Below are 19,463 nucleotides of genomic sequence, written 5' to 3'. Positions count from 1 at the left end.
TGGGGTCATGCTGGGTCGCTGGAAAAACATCTGTCGCGCCGGGGTGGCGCTTGCGCTTGTCGTGCCGGGCTTTTCGCCGGCGGCGGCTGACCCCGTGCAGCGTGCAACACCGGTCGCCGGTTCCGTCATCGCCCGCAAGACCGGCGAGGAGGTCCGCTTCATCGACGTGTCGAACTGGCGCGTCGTCGACATCAATCAAGACCTACTGACCGGCGACGTGCTGCGCACCAACGCCAACGGCCAGCTCGCCATTGTCTTTTCCGATCACACGCAGGTTCGCCTTGGCCGCAATTCCTCGCTGCAGGTCAAGAAGATGGCCGCGAGCGGCGACACGACGCTGGAGCTGCAATCGGGAACGATCTGGGCGCGCGCCGAGCGCGGTGGCCAGGGCCTGACTGTGGAAACGCCGGCGGCCGCAGCCGCCATCCGCGGCACCGACTGGACCATGACGGTCGAGGGCGCCAAGACCTCGATGATCGTGCTCGAAGGCCGCGTCGCGCTCACCAACCCGCAGGGCAGCGTCGAGGTAAATGAGGGCGAGGGAGCGGTCGCCACGATCGGCCAGGCGCCGCGCAAGCTCGTCATCGTCACACCCGACGATCGCGAGCAGATGCTGTTCTACCTGAACCTGCGCGACGGCTTCGGGCTGATGCCGACCTCGCCGCTGCCGGCAGGCCGCATGGCCGACGAGCGCCGCCGGCTGCTGGCTTTGCCGCCGGAACGGCGCACCACTGAGGACTGGCTGGAGCTTGCCGAAGTGCAGAGCGCCTTCGATGGCCGGCAGGTTACGGCCGCCACGCTTCACGAGATTCGCCGCCGCAAGCTGACGACCACCCAGAAGGCCCGCCTCGACCTGATCGATGCCACGATCGCCGGCTCCGAAAAACGCTACGACGAAGCGGCAAGATTGTTTGCGGCAGCACTGCCGCATCTCGACGCCAGCCGCCGGAACATGGCCCAATATGGCGGCTATTTCGCCCGTTCGCTTGCTGATCCCGCCCATGTCGAAAAGCCGCCTTCGGCTGCTGTCGGCCCCTATGGCGCGATCATGCAGGCCTATACCGCCGGCTTTTTGCAAAACCCGCGCACTGCCCTCGATGTGATCAGCCAAGCCGAAAAGCGCTTTCCGAACGATCCCACCCTGCCCGCGATCCGCGCCCAGCTGGCGCAGCTGATCGACGACCGCGCCCAGATGCAGGAGGCGGTGAACCGCGCCCTCTCGCTTGATCCCAACCATCCGATCGCCCTTGCCGCGCGCGCCTCCTACAAAGCGAGCTACGAAAGCGACATCGACGGCGCTTTAGCCGATCTGAACCGCGCCATCGAGCTTGCGCCGGGGGCGTCGGGATCGTTGAACTCGATGGGCCTGCTGCAGAGCGCCCGCGACGCCAATGGCGAGGCCGAGGCCGCCTTCCTGAAGGCAATCGCGCTCGATCCGCAGGATCCCGTGCCGCACGCCAATCTCGCCATCCTCTATCTCGATCAATCGCGCATGAAGGAAGCCAAGCGCGAAATCGATACGGCGCTTGCCGTCGATCCGTCCTTCGACATCGCGCTTCTCGCCCGCGGCCGCTACTATCTGCAGACTGGCGAACGCGACAAGGCGCTGGCGGATCTGCTGGCGGCCAGCACCGCTAATCCGGCGCATTCGCAGTCACAACTGATGCTCGCCGCCGCCCATTACGAAAAGGGTGACCGCATCCCCTCCGCGCAGGCGGTCGACAATGCCGACAGGCTCGACAAGAACGATCCCGTCATCTCCTCCTTCCGAACCGCTGTCGACATCGATGACTACGACGCCGACGGCGCGATCCGCAACGCCCAGGAGTTTCTCCGCCGCTCCAGGGCGCGCGGCGGCGACTACAGCGCGCTCGGCGCCAACCAGGATGCCGGCTCGACGCTGAACAATGCCTTCCGCCTACAGGGCCTGGATGCCTGGGGCCGCTATTATGGCGATGCCGTCTTCAGTCCCTTCGAAGGCAGCGGCTATATCGATCAGTCGATCAAGGGCAGCATCTTCCCCTTCGTCAACGCGACGAGCTTCAGCGACGACAATGTCATCCAGTATCGCAACAATGCATCGAGCTATTCATCCTTTATCCAGGGCTTGCTGCTTGATCCGCACATGCTCTCCGGTCGCTCGCGCTCGGCAACGCTGCTGCGCACACCCTTCATAGAAGGCTCGCTCGGCGGCGGCATCAACAGCGTCGACGGCCATACCAGAGGCATCGGCGAGGCTGAGATCCAGGGCTTCTCCAACGAGACGATCCCTCTCAGCTTCTACGGCAACCTGACATGGGAAGAACTGGCGCTCGACGGGGACTATCGCGACTTCGGTGGCTTCTCGACCGATAACAAGCTCGTCGGCGGCAATGGCTACCTGACGGCAACAGTGACGCCGGACGATCGCGTAGTGGCCTATGTCAACCATGCCAAGAACGATGGGACGCTGAACGCGCTGTCATCAAACACCGGGTTCATGGAACTCCTCTTCCGCGTTCCTCTCCCGTTGCCTCTTTATACAGCGCAAGACACTGACAGCCAAAGCACGAGTGCCGGCATTGGCTGGAGCCACACGTTTGCCTATGAAAACGTGTTGAATGGAGCGCTGCTTTATTCAGGCAGCAAGTCGAAGACGAGCAACGTCCTTGATGTTGATGTGGACCCGCTGTTTATCGGCGCAGGGGTTCCCTTTATCATTCCCTTTACCAACGTCACGCAGGAGGCGGAATCAAAAACCTATATCGGTGCCTTGAGCCATTCCATAGGTGCCGGACCTTTGACATTGCGCTACGGTATCGAAGGCGGCTGGATGGACGTCAGCAGCACCGTCGATACGACACTTCTGGGCTTGACGGCGCCCCTCGAGCACAACGAGAACACCGTCAATATAGGCCGGGCCTATGTCGATGTGCTGCATGAGATCACGCCGGATCTCAAGGGCGAATACGCCTTGTTCGCCACGCGCCTGGAGGGCGACGGCATCGATATCAGCCGGCTGGAGCCGCGCTTCGGCCTCGCCTGGGCACCGGTTCAAAACCACTGGCTGCGTGCCGCCTTCATGCGTCAGAGCTTCGATAGCGGAGTGCCGACGCTTGCACCGATCGGCATATTAGGGCTGCAGGCCAACCAGTTTTCCGCCAATCCGCAGGGCTATACGGATACGGTCGCGCTGCAATGGGATGCCGAGTGGACCGATCGTTTCTTCACCTCGGTCGAATACCAGCACCAGGAATTGCATGATTTCTCGATCGACTTTCCGCTGATCTCGCTTCCGGCAGCCGACAGCCTGCCGCTATCACGCGGCAGCATCGACCGCGCCGCCGTGACCGCCAACGTCGCGCTCGGCCATGGTTTGGGCCTCTCCGCCACCTATGCCTATATGGAATCGGAGAACAAGGATCCGCTGGAGCCGAACTACGGCGGCTCGCTGCCCTACATTCCGAAGAATTCCGGGCAGATCGCCCTGACCTGGGTCAGCGAGGCCAAGGTCAAGGCGACGGTGGCCGCCAATTATGTCGGCGAGCGCGACGGCGACGATCTCGGCACCAAGCTCGACGACTATTGGAGCCTCGACGCCCACCTGATCTGGGAACCGCTGGACAAGCGCATCGCGCTGGAAGCGGCCGCCTATAACCTGCTCGACGAGGATTTCGAGCTCACGCCCGGCGTGCCCGGCTGGGGCCGCGCCTTCAGGGGCACGCTCAAAGTTCGCTTCTGATGCGGGTGCGAGGCAAGCCTCGGCAGGTCAGGTCAGCCAGCCGGCAAGCCGAGAGCCGCCATCTCAGGCTGCTGATACTGGCGCTTGCGACGCTGGTCGCAATCTCGCTCTTGTCGCGCCTGCCCGCCTGGTCGCTGCTGGAGCTGAGAAGCTTCGACTATCTCTCGACCGTCGACGATCCCCGTCCGCCACCCGGCGGACCCGTCATCGTCGCGATCGACGAGCCTTCGCTTGCCGATATCAATGCGCAGTGGCCCTGGCCGCGCAGCCTGCATGCCCGGCTTGTCAGGCAGCTACGCACGGCCGGTGCCCGTGTCATCGGCCTCGATATCATCATGGCCGAACCTTCGAACCCCGACAACGACGACGCGATCACTAGGGCTGTCGGCCCGGATGTCGTGCTCGCCGGCGACGAAACGCTGATCGAGACGCCCCAGTCCTCGCAACTGATCCGCGCCACGCCGCTGCCGCAACTGACTGAAGCGGGTGCTGTGACCGGCATCGCCTCCGTCGATCTCAGCGGCGACGGTGCGTTCCGGCGCATTCCAGGTTATGAGGACGGCTTTGCCGCCATGCTGATGAAGGCGTCGGGAGCAGCACCCAAAGCCTTGCCTGCTGGCCGGCTCATCCAATCCTTCGGCGCGGCCCGCAGCTATCCCACAGTCTCCTACTACCAGGCGCTCGACCCTGAGAACCTGCTGCCGCCGGATTATTTCAAGGGCCGCGTCGTGCTCGTCGGTCTCAGCCTGCAGAATGCCCCTGCCATCGACAAGGGCGGCATCGATGCCTTCGCGACACCTTATACCGTCCACACCGGCACGCTGACCTCCGGCGTCGAGATCCAGGCTACGATCTACGACAATATCCGCCGTGGCCTGTCGATCGCGGAAGCCAGCCTTCCGCTGGTCGCCGCCTGCATCCTGATCTCCGTGCTGCTCGCCGCTGCCACCGTCTGGCGTTCGACTGGATGGCTGACGATCGTCGCCAGCGTCGTGGCCGTATTCGCCTTCGCTGCTGCGAGTTTTGCCGGCATCCGCTTTGCCCATATCTTCGTCCCGCCGCTCGGGCCAGTCGTTGCCTATGTCTCGGTCGCCTTCGGCCAAGCCGCCTTCGATTATGCCGAAGAACGTCGCAACAAGCGCCAGATCATCCGCGCCTTCGCCCAATATATCTCGCCCGATCTGGTCAAGCGCCTGTCGAACGACCCCTCGCAGTTGAAGCTCGGCGGCGAGCGGCGCACGCTCTCCGTGCTGTTTTCCGATGTGCGTGGGTTCACCACCATCGCCGAGACGTTGAAAGATGATCCGGAGCAACTGACCGGCCTGATCAATCGGCTGCTGACGCCGCTCTCCGACGTGGTGATGGATCACGGCGGCACGATCGACAAATATATGGGCGACTGCATCATGGCCTTCTGGAACGCGCCGCTCGACGATCCCGATCATGCACTCCATGCAGTCAGAGCCTCGCTCGCCATGCAGGCGGCGATATCGAGCCTGAACCATGAGCTGGAGCGGGAGGCGGCAGCGCGCGGCGGCAGGCCGCACGTGTTGAAGATGGGTGTCGGCATCAACACCGGCGAATGCATCGTCGGCAATATGGGCTCGACCCGCCGCTTCGACTATTCCTGCCTCGGCGACAGCGTCAATCTCGCCTCCCGCCTCGAAGGCGCCTCGAAGAATTATGGCGTGGCGCTGCTGCTCGGCGAGGAGACTGCAAGACTTGTCGCCGGCACCTATACCGTCGTCGAGCTCGACCGCATCATCGTCAAGGGCCGCACCGTGCCCTCGCCTGTCTATACCGTCGTGCACAAGGCCGACGCCGAAGCCCTTGCCGCCCATCGGGCCTTCACGCAAGCGAAATACGCCGGCACACTTGCGCCATCCGACCCCACCTTCGACAGGCTGGCCGCCGATATCCCCGAGCTTACCCCCTACTACGCGATCGTCCGCGATGCGCTGACCGAATCCGGCGAGGAATAACCGGCGACGACGTCTTCTCACGCCTGATAATGGCGCACGGATGTTCCTTTATGAGCCGCTCGTTTCCAGGCGGCGCGCTTCCAGCGGCGCCTCCTGCCTGTATCCGTCGAAATAGCGGCCGCCATGCAAGGCAAGCTCCCGGTCGGCCAAAGCCAGGAATCGGGCGCCGTCACCCGCAGCCGCCAGACTGAACGCCGCGTCGAATTCGGCCGCCAATTGCGCGTCGAGCTCCCTGATCAGACGTGGCGCCCACTTTCTCCGGCCAGCCCACGCGCCACGTCCGAGAAGCATCAGGTCGGCGAGCTTCTGATAGAGCAGCGCCGCGATGGCGGCGATCTCTTCGGGTGGGCGCGTTCCGCGCAGATCGTCGGCCAGATCGGTGACCTGATAGCGCAGCAAGTCGTAGTCTGCCCCGGCAAGAGGCTTCGGCCCCGCCGCCAGCATCCTTGCCGCCCATGCCTGCACGACGCGGGCGTTGTCGATATCCGAGCCCAGTATGCTGCCCGTGACAACCATGTTGACCATGATGGGATAACCGCTGTCTGCATCCTGATGGAGATAATGCGCCAGCGTCTGCGGATCGTGAACGAAGGCCTCAACCGGGAAGCCGTCCTCAGTGAACGATTCCCGCCAGGCTCTTTCGAGCGACGGGAACACGACGACCAGATCGATATCCGAAAAGGTGGTGCCTTCGCCGCGCATGATGGAGCCGGCGACATAGGCGAATGCGGCCCTGGGATAGCGGCTGGCGATGCAGTGGCGGGCGACGGCCAGCGCCCGCTCCGCAAGAACATGTTTCTGGATATCGTCCACGATCTCGTCCTCGAATACGGGAAACGAGCGGGAACAAAAAACCCGCTCGTTTTTTCCGGCGGGTTGGTTTCAGCAGCAATGAACAGATTTCAGTTCACGCGTCTACCTCCCACCGCGGCGCGGTGGTCGTAGACGTCGTCGAAACTGCAAAAGTCCTGTGCATGGCAGTAACGATACCGCTGGATAGTGACAGCGTCAATGCACCGAAGTCGGACCCCAAGGACGCTTCCCCGGCGCGATGTTTTCCGTCTAAGATGGCGCAAAGACTCGTAAACAGGAAGAGCCCGCCAATGTCCGATCCCGTCACCGTCATCCCGCTTCCGCAACCGGTGCTGCTGCCGGTCGAGGGCAGCGCCGAGTGTTTTCCGGTGCGCCGCGTCTATTGCGTCGGGCGGAACTATGCAGACCATGCGATTGAGATGGGCCACGATCCCAGCCGCGAGCCGCCCTTCTTCTTCCAGAAGAATGCCGACAACCTGCTGCCGTCGGGTAAGGCTTTTCCCTATCCGCCGCTGTCATCAGACGTGCATTATGAGGTCGAGTGCGTGCTGGCGCTGAAATCGGGTGGCGCGAACATCGGGGCCGCGGACGCGCTCGACTGCATCTACGGCTATGCCGTCGGCATCGATTTCACCCGCCGCGATCTACAGGGCGAGGCAAAGAAGCTCGGTCGTCCCTGGGAAGTCGGCAAGGCCTTCGAACATTCCGCCCCCGTCTCGTCGATCGTTCCGGCGGGCCGTCTCGGCCACCCCGCTGAAGGTAAGATCTGGCTGGAACAGAACGGCAAGCGCGTGCAGGACGGCGATCTCAACCAGATGATCTGGAAGGTGCCGGAGATCATCGCCGAACTGTCGAAGCTCTTCACTCTCGCACCTGGCGATATCATCATGACCGGCACGCCCGCCGGCGTCGGCGCAGTGGCCAGGGGCGATCGCATCAATTGCGGCATCGACGGCGTCGCCACCCTATCGGTCGAAGTCATCTGAGGAGAGAGCCATGCCCGTCTATGCGCTTGGCGGATCGACGCCGAAACTGCCCGCTGCCGGCCTCTATTGGATCGCACCGGATGCCAATATCATCGGCCAGATCGAGCTCGGCGAGAATGTCGGCATCTGGTTCGGCGCCGTGCTGCGCGGTGACAACGAGAAGATCACCGTCGGCGAAGGCACCAACATCCAGGAAGGTGTGATGGCCCATACCGACATGGGCTTCCCGCTGACAACAGGCAAAGGCTGCACCATCGGCCACCATGCCATCCTTCACGGCTGCACCATCGGCAACAACACGCTGATCGGCATGGGCGCAACCATCCTGAATGGTGCGAAGATCGGCAACAACTGCCTCGTCGGCGCTAATACGCTGGTGACCGAAGGCAAGGAATTCCCCGACAATTCGCTGATCGTCGGAGCACCCGCCCGGGTCGTGCGGGTGCTGGATGAGCAGGCTGTCGAGAGCATCCGTCGCTCGGCGGAAAACTACGTGGCGAATTGGCAGCGGTTTGCGCGGGATCTCAGGCAGATCGGGTGAACCAGGCAACGCGACCGGTGGCTTGTTCTCTGACGCGGGCAAGGGTTGACGAGAGTGGTATGCCCTATATTTTGCCCCTCGCTTGCGCTCACTGCATTCGCGGCTTTGCCGCTCATCCCCCTCATCCGACCCTTCGGGCCACCTTCTCCCCGCTGGGGAGAAGAGGGAGAGCAAGTCGCTTTCGCTCGTTTCCGCAAACGGCGCAGTCAGGAAGGGCAAGACGCCGCCACGATTCCGCTTCTCCCCGGCGGGGAGAAGATGCCGGCAGGCAGATGAGGGGGATGAGCGGCGAAGCCGCGAATGCACTGAGCGCAAGCGAAAGGGCAAATAACTGGACGTACTCCGGACACGCGAGCCGCTTACCAAATTCCCGGAATCCACCGCCAGCGCACACGCTCCATGTACTCAGCATAGCCTTCGAGCCCCTTGCGCAATTCTGCCTCCTCTCCCAGCGTGCGGCCGAAGAGTACAATGATGAGCAGGCCGGCGGGGATCAGCGCGTAGAGCGATCCAAGCGACAGTGCGATGCCGACGCTGAGCACGACAGCGGTTGCGTATCCGGGATGGCGGATGGCGGCATAGGGTCCGGTATCGATTACCTTGTGGTCGCGGTCGGTCTGAATGCGCACCGTCGGCTCGAAATGCCGGTTGACCGATTGCGCCCAGGTCAGGCCGAGATAGCCTACTGTCATCAGCAGATAGCCGATGAGGACCACCCAATCTGGCTGCGGCGCCCAGTGGAAACGCCCGTCGTCGAACGCGCCGACCGGAAGTATGGCGACAAAGAGAATGATTGTCAGCGTCGCCACCACCGCGTCCCAGGGCTTGGTGCCTTTCTGATATCGGCTGCGCGCCGCAAACAGCTCCGGATTTGTCCGCCAGATCCAGATGATCGCGACACATGTCAGTGCAAGGAAGAGACCGAGAAAGATCCAGCCACGCGGCCAGTCGAGCGTGCCGGCCGGCCAGAATAGCGCGGCAAACATCACGGCAATGGTGATGGCGAGCGAGCCGAGCGATGGCGCCGTCGCTGCAAATGCGTGATTGGGCCGAGTGTTCTGCTCTGTCATGACCGCTTCCGTTCAACCGGGAACGAGCTGTCTGCATCCCAACGGATGCCGCTTAAGTCTAACACAACCGCACCGGATTGAGGAGACGGAAAGCACCCGATGGCAGCGTAGCGAACGAAAGCCGCGCTTGATCGTAGCGACGCTTTTGCATCCAGCATTCGAGATGTCGGAAAAATTCTGCCGTCGCCGCAATGATGGTTGAAGGCGGATTTCGGTAAAGAGCCGCCCTACTCGGCAGCTTCGAGAAACTGGCTGTTTCGTGAGGAAGAGGCAAGCGCCTGAACCCTGGCTTCGGCCTTGGCGATCAGTTGATAGAATTCGTCCTGTGCTTCGACATCCAGTTGAATGACGGCATTGACGTCATCAGGCGTATCGCAAACGCAGGCGACCGCAGAAATGGGACAGATGCCGCCGGGATAACGTCTGCCGGTGCCGATATAGGCGCGGCGGCCCCAACGCTCGGAATAGACCGTCTCTTCCCGCTCGAGCTGCAGGATCGTTCCCTTGCAGGCGGTCACGATAGCCGCCTTGCCGTAAGCGAACCAGTGGTAGTTCAGCCTCCGGAGAATATATTTGCCGGTGATATCTTCGCCAGCCAGTTCGGCGGGGTTTTCAATCATTCTAATCATGACGGCTTCCTCAACGTTTAAACAATATCCGTCATGTCTTCGCGCGCAGCAAGTCAAAAAACGCAGCTTTTGGAGACACTTAGTCACAAAGTGTTTCCGATTCTTACATTAACCACGCACCGCGCACCCCCTTGCGCGCACAATTCTTTGTCGAATTTCTCGTACTCTGCTACCGATTTCGTCATTGTCCGAAATGGCAGTCACGTCGATGTCCCCTTGTGTTTTTCGGCGCGGCCCCGATATGTCTCTCTGACAGGCCCGAAGACTGCGCCGTTTTCATTCGGGGAAACGGCTGGCTGTTTCGCCGGTTCGCCATGGAGCATGATGCCGAAAAGCGTAAGCCATCTTCGGACAACATCATCCTCTAACTATTTAATTTAGAATAGGATTCAGATTTTTGGGCCGAGCAAGCCTAAATCATCCTGTTCCAGCAGGAGAGCATCATGGTCGACGCGATCAACCCCATCTCCGCCACCGCCCCGTCCGAACCTACCAAGGTCGGCACCAGCACCTCGATCGGCTCCGAACCCGACAATGCCTGGGTCGCTGCCCGCCAGTCGCAGATCACGGCCGATCAGCTGGCAGCGAAGAAGTCCACAGAAAAGGAAGCCGCAAGCGGTCTCATCCCGCACGCGGATCTGATCGTCGATTATGAGCAGCATCCGCAAAAGCGGGACGGGCATGCGGCATCGGACGAAAGGGAAGAGGCCGGCGAACAGGCGGAACAGCCGGTGTTGTCAGGCGAAAGCGATCGGATCGGCACCCGCAATTTCGACGACGACACGCCCTTCGGCGAACGCGTCGCCATCATCTGATCGAAACACAGACCGGAAGCCGCCCGCGCGATCAATTCGAGCTCGCAAGCTGGGACTCGATCGCCGTCTTATCGATGACCGACCAGACTTCGACGATCTTGCCGCCGCGAAATTCGTAGATGACATTTTCGGTGAAGGAAAGGCGCCTGCCGTTTACATCGAGGCCGAGGAATTTTGCCTTCGGCCTGCAATCGAAGCCGAGCCGGCAGGCGATGTATGGCGGATCGCAAAGGAGCATCAGCACCTTGAAATAGAGATCGGGAATCTCATCGAAGTCCCGCTCGAGCATGGCGGCGTAACCCGGCAGCCCGAGGCGCAGGCCGTTATGAACTGCATCGTCGCCGACGAACTGCCCGAGATTGGGCCAGTCCTGCCTGTTCAGGCAGGCGATGTAGCCGCGGTATATCTCCGCGAGTTCGGTCTTCGTCACGCGGTCGTCCCTGGCTTGGTTACTCCGGCAAAGATAGCGCCGGGATCTGCGCCGGCCAGCGGCGAACGCGTCGCCTCGAGACTTTCAGTTCAAGAGAACTCGCCTGCACGGGGACCAGCAAGCGTCACGCGCCAGCCCGTTCGCGATTGGAAATCCTGAGTGGCCAGAAACGTATAGCCTGTCGTGCGCCAGAGCCTCACGGCGCCGGTCAGATTGTCGAGCACATAATCGCCGCCGTCCGTCCGGGCAATGAGAACGACATGGTTTTGATCCTGCGGTCCAATCACCACGGAAAGCGCCAACCTGTTCGATGGAAAACCAGCTTCGATCAGGTCCTTCATCTTCTGGAGAGCGTAGTCCTCACAATCGCCATGGCCGGCAACCGGCAGAGACCAGACATCCCTATTTCGGGAAGACGGGCGATCTTCCGCGGGAATGATACGTCCATTTACGGCGCGATTGACCTTTTGCAGAAGCGCCATGCCTGCCTGATCGTTCAGCTGTTGCGTCGCCATCCTGCCGCACAGCCACTTGTACTTGGCGCAGGCTGCGGCGAATCCCACGGGTGCGCCGATGCTTCGCGTTACAGGAAGCGATGATCCCGCAACAGCTTGAAAATGCAGAAGAATGAATAAAAAGCCAGCGAGCGAAAAGAGGCGCTTCATAGCCGATTCCTTTTATTTGTCGTGAGACGATAACATAGGCAGAATAAAAATTTAGTAAAATTTTATACTTGCAAATTTAACTGTATTAAACGATTGAGACAGATTAACCATCATCTATTCTTCGTGTTAATTGATTGTTAGTGTAGGAGTTCTCCCCATTAACATTCGGTTAACCTTCGGAGATGGATTGAAATGATCAGCAGAGCAGCGAAATTCAGCATCGCCGTTGCTTCCCTTCTGGCAAGCAGCAGCTTGGCAACGGCAGCCCCGGCAGTCGTTAATTGCAAGGCCGCAGTTCGCGGTACACTCGAATACAGGCTGTGCATGCCGACCAGTGCAATTCGGTCCGATAGCAGGTTCAATCCGAACGATAACGATCGCGGCAACCAAAACATTGGCGGCGGCAAGAAGACATCCAGCAGCGGTTCACTCGCCAGCAATGGGAATGCTGGCGATAATGACAATGGCGATGGCAACGGCAACGGGAACGGGAACGGCGACGATGCCGGCAGCGGCAATGGCGACGGCAGCGGCAATGGCGACGGCAGCGGCAGCGGCAATGGCGACGGCAGCGGCAGCGGCAGCGGCAATGGCGACGGCAGCGGCAGCGGCAGCGGCAGCGGCAGCGGCAGCGGCAGCGGCAGCGGCAGCGGCAGCGGCAGCGGCAGCGGCAGCGGCAGCGGCAGCGGCGGCGGCAGCGGCAGCGGCGACAATGGCGGAAAGGACGATCACGGCAAGGGCCATGATCATCACGGCGGCGGCAAGGGCGGGAAAGATCACGGGCACGGCAAGGACGGCCATGGCCACAGTGGGAAAGACGATCACGACGGCAAGGACCGCGATCATCACGGCCACGACGGGGGCGGAAAAGATCACGGTCATGGCAAGGGTGGCAATGACGGCCCGGGCAAGGGTGGCAACGACGGTCCCGGCAAGGGCGGCAATGACGGCCCCGGCAAGGGCGACACTGACGGCGCTGGCAAGAGCGACAACGGCGGCTCCGGCAAGGGCGACAATGGCGGCTCCGGCAAGGGCGACAATGGCGGCTCCGGCAAGAGCGACAACGACGGCTCCGGCAAGAGCGACAATGGCGGCTCCAGAACGAGCGACAACGGCGGCTCCGGCAAAAGCGATAATGATAGCTCCGGAAAGAGCGATAATGGCGGCTCCGGCAAGAGCGATAACGGCGGCTCCGGCAAGGGCGATAACGGCGGCTCCGGCAAGAGCGACAACGGCGGCTCCGGCAAAAGCGATAATGATAGCTCCGGCAAGAGCGACAATGGCGGCTCCGGCAAGAGCGATAATGGCGGCTCCGGAAAGAGCGACAACGGCGGCTCCGGCAAGAGCGATAATGGCGGCTCCGGCAAGAGCGATAACGGCGGCTCCGGCAAGAGCGACAATGGCGGCTCCGGCAAGAGCGACAACGGTGGCTCCGGCAAGAGCGACAATGGTGGCTCCGGCAAGAGCGGCTCTGAATCCAAGCCGGATTAAGCTTATCCGCACAGAAATGCAAAAGGTGAGGCCGTTCTCGCGGCCTCACCTTTTTGAATCATTGATTTGTGTATCGATCGGCAGCAAAGAAAGCGAGGAAACCAACGCGTGGATGGTCACCTTCGGGCACGCCGCCTCCCCGCCCTCGCTCATTCCTGTCCTCGGGCTTCGACCCGAGGGATGTCACAGCAATGAGGGTGGAGATGATGGCGCCCCGTCAAAGTCCCGTCGGTGAGTTAGGGTAGGTCGCCGACGGATAGAGCGGCCGCTTACGCCGCACAAGCCTTGCACAAACCGCGAATCTCGATCGTCGTCTTCGCTGGTTTGAACTTCTGCCCCCGCACCCAGCCCATCAGCCGGTGGTCGACCTCGTGATCGTGGAACTCCATCACCTGACCGCAGCTTTCGCAGATGGCGAAGGCGACTATGCCGTGGCTGTGGCAGTCGTCGCCCGGATGGGCGCAGGCAACGAAGGAGTTGATGCTTTCGAGCCGGTGCACGACGCCGTATTCGAGCAGCTTCTCCAGCGCCCGGTAGACCTGCAGGGGTGCACGAAAACCGTGGTCGCGCAGCTTGTCGAGGATGGTGTAGGCGCTGAGCGGCCCTTCGGCCTTTTCAAGCACGTCGAAGACCAGCGACTGGTTCTTGGTCAATTGCGGTGTCGTCATGAGCCTTGTCCTTGCATGACCGCGCGGTGGCGCCTGACGGGAAGCAGGCTGAGCATGAAGAGGATCAGCGCCGCGACCACGATCGAGGGGCCGGAAGGTGTGTCGTAGGTGAGCGAGCCGAACAGCCCGCCGACGACGGCGGCGGCCCCGATCAATGAGGCGAATACCGCCATGATCTCCGGCGTCGCCGAGAAGCGCCGCGCCGCAGCCGCCGGAATGATCAGCAGCGAGGTAATCAGCATGATGCCGACGATCTTCATGGCAATGGCGATGACGACGGCCATCAGCAGCATGAAAAACAGCCGAGCCCGCTCCGGCTTCAGCCCCTCGGCCTCGGCGAGCTCGGCATTGACGGTTGCCGCCAAGAGTGGCCGCCAGAGCCAGGCCATTGCCACGAGCACAAACAGCCCGCCGCCCCAGATCAGCGCGATGTCGGTGGTGGAAACGGCAAGGATATCGCCGAACAGGAAGGCGATGAGATCGATCCGCACCCAGCTCATGAAGGCGACCATGACGAGGCCGATCGCCAGTGTGGCATGCGAGAGAATGCCGAGCAGCGCATCGGCCGACAGCGCCTGGCGTTTCTGCAGGAAGAGCAGCAGCACCGACACGAGCGCGGCAACGGCAAAGACGGCCAGTGTCAGGTTGAGTTCGAAGAGCAGCGACAGTGCGACGCCGAGCAGCGCCGAATGGGCGATTGTATCGCCGAAATAAGCCATACGCCGCCAGATGATGAAGCAGCCGAGCGGCCCTGTCGTCAGCGCCAGGCCCACGCCGGCAAGGATGGCGCGCACGAAGAAATCGTCAAGCATGGCGCTCTCCCTCCGCATGCGTGTGCGGATGGGCGTGGTCATGTTCGGCATGCCCGGGGTCATGGCTATGGTCATGCCCGGGATGGCCGTGATCGTGCTCATGACCGGCATGGCCATGTTCATGGTGATGACCGTCATCGGGGAAGCAATGATCCGTCACCGTGCCGTCGGCATGCTGCACGCGCCCATCAGGCAGATGCGTATGATCGTGGTGATGGCTGTAGACGGCAAGCGTCTGCGCCGCCCGGCTGCCGAACAGGCGCACATATTCCGGGCTGCGACTGACGGATTCAGGCGTGCCGCGGCAGCAGACATGGCCGTTGAGACAGATGACGGTGTCGGTCTCGGCCATGACGACGTGGAGATCGTGCGAGATCAAGAGGATGCCGCAGTCGGTGGCGTTACGGATCGACTTGATCAGGTCGTAGAGAGCGATCTCGCCGGAAAAATCGACCCCCTGCACCGGCTCATCGAGCACCAGCAGATCGGGTTTGCGGGCAATAGCGCGCGCCATCAGCGCCCGCTGGAATTCGCCGCCGGAGAGATGCTGCACCTCGGCATCGAGCATATGGGCGATGCCGGCGGATTCGAGTGCCGAAAGAATGTCGCGCTCCGGCAGCGGCCCGGTCAGCGTCATCAGCCGGCGCACCGAAAGCGGCAGCGTCCAGTCGATCGTGAGCTTCTGCGGGACATAACCGACCTTGAGGCCGGCGTTGCGCTCCACCCTGCCCTCGTTGGGTTTCAACACGCCGATCGCTGCCTTGGCGCTGGTCGACTTGCCCGAGCCGTTTGGCCCGATCAGCGTGACGATCTCGCCGCGCGAGACGGAAAAATCGACGCCACGCACCAGCCAGCGGCCATTACGCAGGATGCCGACATTTTCAAGCGAAACCAGCGGTTCGGCCCGGATACCAGCGGGGGTCTTTGCGGGAGAGAGCATCAAATTTTCCGAAAGTGCTGTTGCGTCCTGCTATTGCACACGTTATAGCATAACGCAATTGATGTAATAACATAACAACTGCAATTCAAGCGGAGCATATTGATGAAACGCGCCCTGAGGCCTGCCCTTAAAATCCTGGCCCTCAGAATGCCGGCCCTCGCAATCCCGGTCCTGGCGATCCCCGCCCTTCTCTTCACCGGCACTATGCGAGCAGCAGACGCGCCTGTCGTCGTCACCTCGATCAAACCGATCCATTCGCTGGTGTCGGCGATCATGCAGGGTGTCGGCGAACCGGAGCTGATCGTCGATGGCGCCGCCTCCCCGCATACCTACAATCTGAAGCCGTCGAATGCTCGCGCTTTGCAGGATGCCAAGGTGATCTTCTGGGTCGGCCCCGGCCTCGAGGGCTTTCTCGAAAAGCCGCTGCAGGCGCTGGGCCGGGATGCCAGCATCGCCGAACTCGACAACGCCCCCGGCCTCGTCACGCTGCCTTTCCGTGAGGGCGGCGCCTTCGAAGCGCATGATGATGGTGACGAGCATCATGAAGCCGACGCCGCGCATAGCCCCGACGCTGACCACGACGATCACGAGCATGGCAGATTCGACACGCATCTCTGGCTCGATCCGATGAACGCCAAGGCGATGGCCAGCGAGATCACCACGACGCTGGTTGCCGCCGATCCCGCCAATGCGCTGACCTATCAGGCAAACGCCAAGGCGCTGGACGACAGGCTGACGGCGCTGGACAAGGAAATCACCGCCACCGTCGCCCCGGTCAAGGGCAAGCCCTTCATCGTCTTCCACGACGCCTACCAGTATTTCGAGCACCGCTATGGCATCCGCGTCGCCGGCTCGATCACCGTCAGCCCGGAAACTATTCCCGGCGCCGAGCGTGTTTCGGAAATCCACCGCAAGGTCGGTGAACTCGGCGCCACCTGCGTCTTTGCCGAACCACAGTTCGAGCCGCGCCTCGTCAATGTCGTCATCGAAGGCACGCGCGCCAAATCAGGCGTGCTCGATCCCGAAGCGGCAACACTGAAGGCCGGCCCCGATCTCTACTTCACCCTCATGCGCAGCATCGCCAACAGCATGAAGGACTGCCTCTCCAGCGCATAACTTTCATGCGCCGCTCCGCGCGTCCTATCGGACACGCGACGCTCCGGAGAGAGCTGAGGCGGAAAAGGCGGACAACCCCGTTCCGCCTTTTTTCGACGCATCGAATGTAATGATATAACATTAAGACAAACCTTGTGAGGCTCTCATGGACAACAGACTTCCCGTCACGGTGCTTTCAGGCTTCCTCGGCGCCGGCAAGACGACGCTGCTCAACCACGTGCTGAGTAATCGCGAGGGCTTACGCGTCGCCGTCATCGTCAACGATATGAGCGAGGTGAATATCGATGCTGCCCTGGTGCGCGACGGCGGCGCCAATCTCTCCCGCACCGAGGAAGAGCTGGTCGAGATGACCAATGGCTGCATCTGCTGCACGCTGCGCGACGATCTGCTGAAAGAGGTGCGCCAGCTCGCCGATCAGGGCCGCTTCGATTACCTCTTGATCGAATCGACCGGCATCGCCGAGCCCCTGCCCGTCGCCACCACCTTCGAATTTCGCGACGAGAATGGCCAAAGCCTTTCCGACGTCGCAAGGCTCGACACCATGGTGACCGTCGTCGACGCCGTCAATCTGCTTGCCGATTATGCCTCGGCCGATTTCCTCGCCGACCGCGGAGAAACGGCCGGTGACGGCGACAACAGAAACATCGTCGACCTGCTGGTCGAGCAGATCGAATTCGCCGACGTCGTGGTGCTGAACAAGATCGGCACGGCAAGCGAAAAGGAGCGCGACGCCGCCCGCAAGATCATCATCGGCCTCAATCCCGATGCGCGGCTGATCGAGGCGGACTTCGGCCAAGTGGCGTTGCGGGAGGTGCTCGGCACCGGCCGCTTCGACATCGACAGGGCCGAAACCCATCCGCTCTGGTACAAGGAACTGCACGGTTTCAAGGATCATATGCCCGAGACAGAGGAATACGGCATCCGCTCCTTCGTCTACCGCGAAAAACGCCCTTTCCATCCGGCCAAGCTGCAGGCCTTTCTCGACACGGCATGGCCGGGCGTGGTGCGCGCCAAAGGCTTCTTCTGGCTGGCGACCCGCCCGCATCACGTCGGCGAGATCAGCCAGGCGGGCGCGATCGTCCGCACCGGCAAGATGGGCCTCTGGTGGGCCTCCGTACCGTCCGAGCAGTGGCCCGAGGGGCCGACCTTCATGAACGCCATCGGCCCCTATCTCGACCCCGTCTGGGGCGACCGCCGCCAGGAAATCGTCTTCATCGGTGCCGATCCCATGGACGAAGCCTGGATCAGGAAGGAACTCGACGCCTGTCTTATCAGGACAGATGCCTTCGTGCCCGAGCGCTGGCGCGACCTGCCCGATCCTTTCGCCAACTGGAACAGGCAGGCGGCATGAAGGCGAAGGCAATCAAACGCACTCTCTGCGTCTGCACCGAATGCGAGCCGCTACCGCCGATCGAAGGGCTTCATCCCGACACCGTCGAGGCAGCAGGCGAACGGCCCGATCGGCAACGACGATCCGGCAGCCTGTTCCGAAGCCTCGCCGAGCACATCGTTCCCTTCAGGAAGCCCTTCTGACGAGAGATTTGCCTGCCGGCAGAGGAAAAGGGCGGTCGAAGCCGCCCTCTTCCCGTTCATCTGCCGATCAGCGACTGGCAATAACGCTGGAGATAATACCGCTGGTGACGCCGATCAGCAGGTAGTCGTGATCGGCCCTGACCCAGCGATAACCGCGTGGCGGTGGCGCCAGCCGGTAGCGGCGATAGTCGTTGACATCGGAGAACCGTCGACGCTCGCTGGTATTGACGCGGTATCCCTTTTTCCAGTGCGACCGGACGACTACCTTCTTCTGCACGGCGACGGGGGGACGGCGATGATCGTCGGCGCTAGCCTGGGAAACAATCATCGGGGAAAGAAGGAAGGAGGCGGAAAGAAGGGCTGCAAAAATCTTTTTCATGTGGGGTTCCTCGTGTTGGACACCGGGGCAAACTAGGGCCGAGAAGATGAACCGAAACTGAAATAGAAATTAAACTTTTGTAATGGAATCCAGTAGCTACATGTCGAAGCTTATACTTTAGATTAGACTTATACACGATGATCTGGCGCGGCAGGCTGGCTTCGTCCAATGAGGCCCTTCGGCTTTTGCTGCTCATCGCCTGGAAGGCGCGGCCGTGGAGGGTTGTCCCGCTGCTGGCGGCGGGCGGCATGCTCTCGATTCGATCTGGTCTCGCCCAAAGGCGCTCGGCGATTTGGCATAACGAGATGCATAAAAAAACTTGAAACGGGCGCATAATCGAGTTTCGAACCGACGCATCCTAGGAACAGGAGAGTTCTGGATGTTCCCGCGAGGGGACGATCAGATCAAGACAACGAAGACCCCAATGGAGGAAAACATGCCTGGTATCAGCATGCGCTACATCGTCGACGACGTCGACGCCGCGGTGGAATTCTACACGAGACATCTCGGCTTCTCCGTCGCACTTCGCCCCGCGCCGAGTTTCGCCATCCTGACCAGAGACGGTTTTCGTCTGTTCGTCAGCGGCATGACGGGACCTGGCGGAGCATCTCAAGCAATGCCAGATGGGCGAAAGCCGGAGCCCGGCGGTTGGAATCGCATCCAGATCGAGGTCAAGGACCTGGAAGCAGAAGTCGCCGCGCTGCGTCAGGCCGGCGCGCGTTTCCGCAACGAGATCGTGCAGGGCATAGGCGGCAAGCAGATCCTGGTCGATGATCCGGCCGGAAACCCGATCGAGCTCTTCGAACCACCCAAGCGGTGAATGGCGCGACGCCGGTCATGCGGTTGCCACGCATTTGCGGTCATCCGCAAAC

General features: G+C 61.7%; 19 protein-coding genes. 10 read left to right on the top strand and 9 right to left on the bottom strand.

Annotation, left to right across the window (positions count from 1 at the left end):
- Positions 1-7 precede the first annotated feature (7 nt).
- Together ACS4RR_RS11200 and ACS4RR_RS11195 are read left to right on the top strand one after the other, a co-directional pair.
- Positions 8-3,721, top strand: coding sequence for a FecR domain-containing protein (locus ACS4RR_RS11200; protein ID WP_456190090.1), 3,714 nt, complete (start codon positions 8-10; stop codon positions 3,719-3,721).
- Complete coding sequence (locus ACS4RR_RS11195; RefSeq protein ID WP_260296532.1) at positions 3,721-5,703, top strand: CHASE2 domain-containing protein; 1,983 nt, start codon at positions 3,721-3,723, stop codon at positions 5,701-5,703. Before ACS4RR_RS11200 ends, ACS4RR_RS11195 begins: the two co-directional genes overlap by 1 nt.
- A gap of 48 nt (positions 5,704-5,751) precedes the next feature.
- Here the strand turns inward: ACS4RR_RS11195 and ACS4RR_RS11190 are convergent, their stop codons facing one another.
- On the bottom strand, positions 5,752-6,516 hold the full coding sequence (locus ACS4RR_RS11190) for a nucleotidyltransferase domain-containing protein (RefSeq protein WP_456190089.1): 765 nt from the start codon (positions 6,514-6,516) through the stop codon (positions 5,752-5,754).
- Positions 6,517-6,806: 290 nt separating this feature from the next.
- Between ACS4RR_RS11190 and ACS4RR_RS11185 the strand changes: the two genes are divergently transcribed.
- Together ACS4RR_RS11185 and ACS4RR_RS11180 are read left to right on the top strand one after the other, a co-directional pair.
- The gene (locus tag ACS4RR_RS11185) at positions 6,807-7,502 is read left to right on the top strand and encodes a fumarylacetoacetate hydrolase family protein (protein ID WP_017964955.1); all 696 of its coding nucleotides are present in this window, start codon (positions 6,807-6,809) and stop codon (positions 7,500-7,502) included.
- 10 nt (positions 7,503-7,512) lie between these two features.
- Positions 7,513-8,043, top strand: coding sequence for a gamma carbonic anhydrase family protein (locus tag ACS4RR_RS11180; RefSeq protein ID WP_017964956.1), 531 nt, complete (start codon positions 7,513-7,515; stop codon positions 8,041-8,043).
- Positions 8,044-8,402: 359 nt separating this feature from the next.
- On the opposite strand, the gene ACS4RR_RS11175 is transcribed toward ACS4RR_RS11180, so the two are convergent.
- Both ACS4RR_RS11175 and ACS4RR_RS11170 read right to left on the bottom strand, forming a co-directional pair.
- A complete protein-coding gene (locus ACS4RR_RS11175; protein WP_222291443.1) occupies positions 8,403-9,113 on the bottom strand; it encodes a methyltransferase family protein in 711 nt (236 codons plus the stop codon).
- A 227-nt stretch (positions 9,114-9,340) separates the two neighbouring features.
- Positions 9,341-9,742, bottom strand: coding sequence for a hypothetical protein (locus tag ACS4RR_RS11170; RefSeq protein ID WP_032985118.1), 402 nt, complete (start codon positions 9,740-9,742; stop codon positions 9,341-9,343).
- Between the two features lie 443 nt (positions 9,743-10,185).
- Between ACS4RR_RS11170 and ACS4RR_RS11165 the strand changes: the two genes are divergently transcribed.
- The gene (locus ACS4RR_RS11165) at positions 10,186-10,557 is read left to right on the top strand and encodes a hypothetical protein (RefSeq protein WP_017964960.1); all 372 of its coding nucleotides are present in this window, start codon (positions 10,186-10,188) and stop codon (positions 10,555-10,557) included.
- 31 nt (positions 10,558-10,588) lie between these two features.
- Here ACS4RR_RS11165 and ACS4RR_RS11160 read toward each other — a convergent pair whose 3' ends face one another.
- Positions 10,589-10,987 (bottom strand): ester cyclase, encoded by a 399-nt coding sequence (locus tag ACS4RR_RS11160; protein ID WP_222291445.1) that lies wholly within the window; start codon positions 10,985-10,987, stop codon positions 10,589-10,591.
- A gap of 89 nt (positions 10,988-11,076) precedes the next feature.
- Positions 11,077-11,652 carry a transglutaminase-like cysteine peptidase gene (locus ACS4RR_RS11155; RefSeq protein ID WP_017964962.1) on the bottom strand — a complete coding sequence of 192 codons (576 nt, stop codon included), beginning with the start codon at positions 11,650-11,652 and terminating at the stop codon, positions 11,077-11,079.
- 192 nt (positions 11,653-11,844) lie between these two features.
- On the opposite strand from ACS4RR_RS11155, the gene ACS4RR_RS11150 reads away from it, so the two are divergent.
- Positions 11,845-13,143, top strand: coding sequence for a hypothetical protein (locus ACS4RR_RS11150; RefSeq protein WP_456190088.1), 1,299 nt, complete (start codon positions 11,845-11,847; stop codon positions 13,141-13,143).
- Between the two features lie 269 nt (positions 13,144-13,412).
- On the opposite strand, the gene ACS4RR_RS11145 is transcribed toward ACS4RR_RS11150, so the two are convergent.
- Genes ACS4RR_RS11145 through ACS4RR_RS11135 form a run of 3 tightly spaced genes read right to left on the bottom strand, consistent with a single transcriptional unit; the run spans position 13,413 to position 15,563 of the window.
- The gene (locus tag ACS4RR_RS11145; protein WP_017964964.1) at positions 13,413-13,811 is read right to left on the bottom strand and encodes a Fur family transcriptional regulator; all 399 of its coding nucleotides are present in this window, start codon (positions 13,809-13,811) and stop codon (positions 13,413-13,415) included.
- The gene (gene znuB, locus ACS4RR_RS11140) at positions 13,808-14,623 is read right to left on the bottom strand and encodes a zinc ABC transporter permease subunit ZnuB (RefSeq protein WP_170260719.1); all 816 of its coding nucleotides are present in this window, start codon (positions 14,621-14,623) and stop codon (positions 13,808-13,810) included. The genes ACS4RR_RS11145 and znuB overlap by 4 nt, the downstream gene beginning before the upstream one ends.
- A complete protein-coding gene (locus ACS4RR_RS11135; RefSeq protein ID WP_222384021.1) occupies positions 14,616-15,563 on the bottom strand; it encodes an ATP-binding cassette domain-containing protein in 948 nt (315 codons plus the stop codon). The genes znuB and ACS4RR_RS11135 overlap by 8 nt, the downstream gene beginning before the upstream one ends.
- 102 nt (positions 15,564-15,665) lie before the next feature.
- On the opposite strand from ACS4RR_RS11135, the gene znuA reads away from it, so the two are divergent.
- The 3 genes from znuA to ACS4RR_RS11120 all read left to right on the top strand — a co-directional run bounded on the left by znuA (position 15,666) and on the right by ACS4RR_RS11120 (position 18,212).
- The gene (znuA, locus tag ACS4RR_RS11130; RefSeq protein WP_311319290.1) at positions 15,666-16,679 is read left to right on the top strand and encodes a zinc ABC transporter substrate-binding protein ZnuA; all 1,014 of its coding nucleotides are present in this window, start codon (positions 15,666-15,668) and stop codon (positions 16,677-16,679) included.
- Between the two features lie 145 nt (positions 16,680-16,824).
- A complete protein-coding gene (gene zigA, locus ACS4RR_RS11125; protein WP_222291457.1) occupies positions 16,825-18,030 on the top strand; it encodes a zinc metallochaperone GTPase ZigA in 1,206 nt (401 codons plus the stop codon).
- Positions 18,027-18,212 (top strand): hypothetical protein, encoded by a 186-nt coding sequence (locus ACS4RR_RS11120; protein WP_170255063.1) that lies wholly within the window; start codon positions 18,027-18,029, stop codon positions 18,210-18,212. Before zigA ends, ACS4RR_RS11120 begins: the two co-directional genes overlap by 4 nt.
- 67 nt (positions 18,213-18,279) lie before the next feature.
- Here the strand turns inward: ACS4RR_RS11120 and ACS4RR_RS11115 are convergent, their stop codons facing one another.
- On the bottom strand, positions 18,280-18,591 hold the full coding sequence (locus ACS4RR_RS11115) for an RcnB family protein (protein WP_222291459.1): 312 nt from the start codon (positions 18,589-18,591) through the stop codon (positions 18,280-18,282).
- A 436-nt stretch (positions 18,592-19,027) separates the two neighbouring features.
- Between ACS4RR_RS11115 and ACS4RR_RS11110 the strand changes: the two genes are divergently transcribed.
- Complete coding sequence (locus ACS4RR_RS11110; RefSeq protein WP_162116162.1) at positions 19,028-19,411, top strand: VOC family protein; 384 nt, start codon at positions 19,028-19,030, stop codon at positions 19,409-19,411.
- The last annotated feature ends 52 nt before the right edge of the window (positions 19,412-19,463 follow it).

This window comes from Rhizobium zaerense (genome assembly GCF_051810725.1).
GTDB classification, from domain to species: Bacteria; Pseudomonadota; Alphaproteobacteria; order Rhizobiales; family Rhizobiaceae; genus Rhizobium; species Rhizobium leguminosarum_I.
The sequence above is the reverse complement of the archived record's forward strand: the minus strand, read 5'-3'. Positions and strand labels throughout refer to the sequence as shown.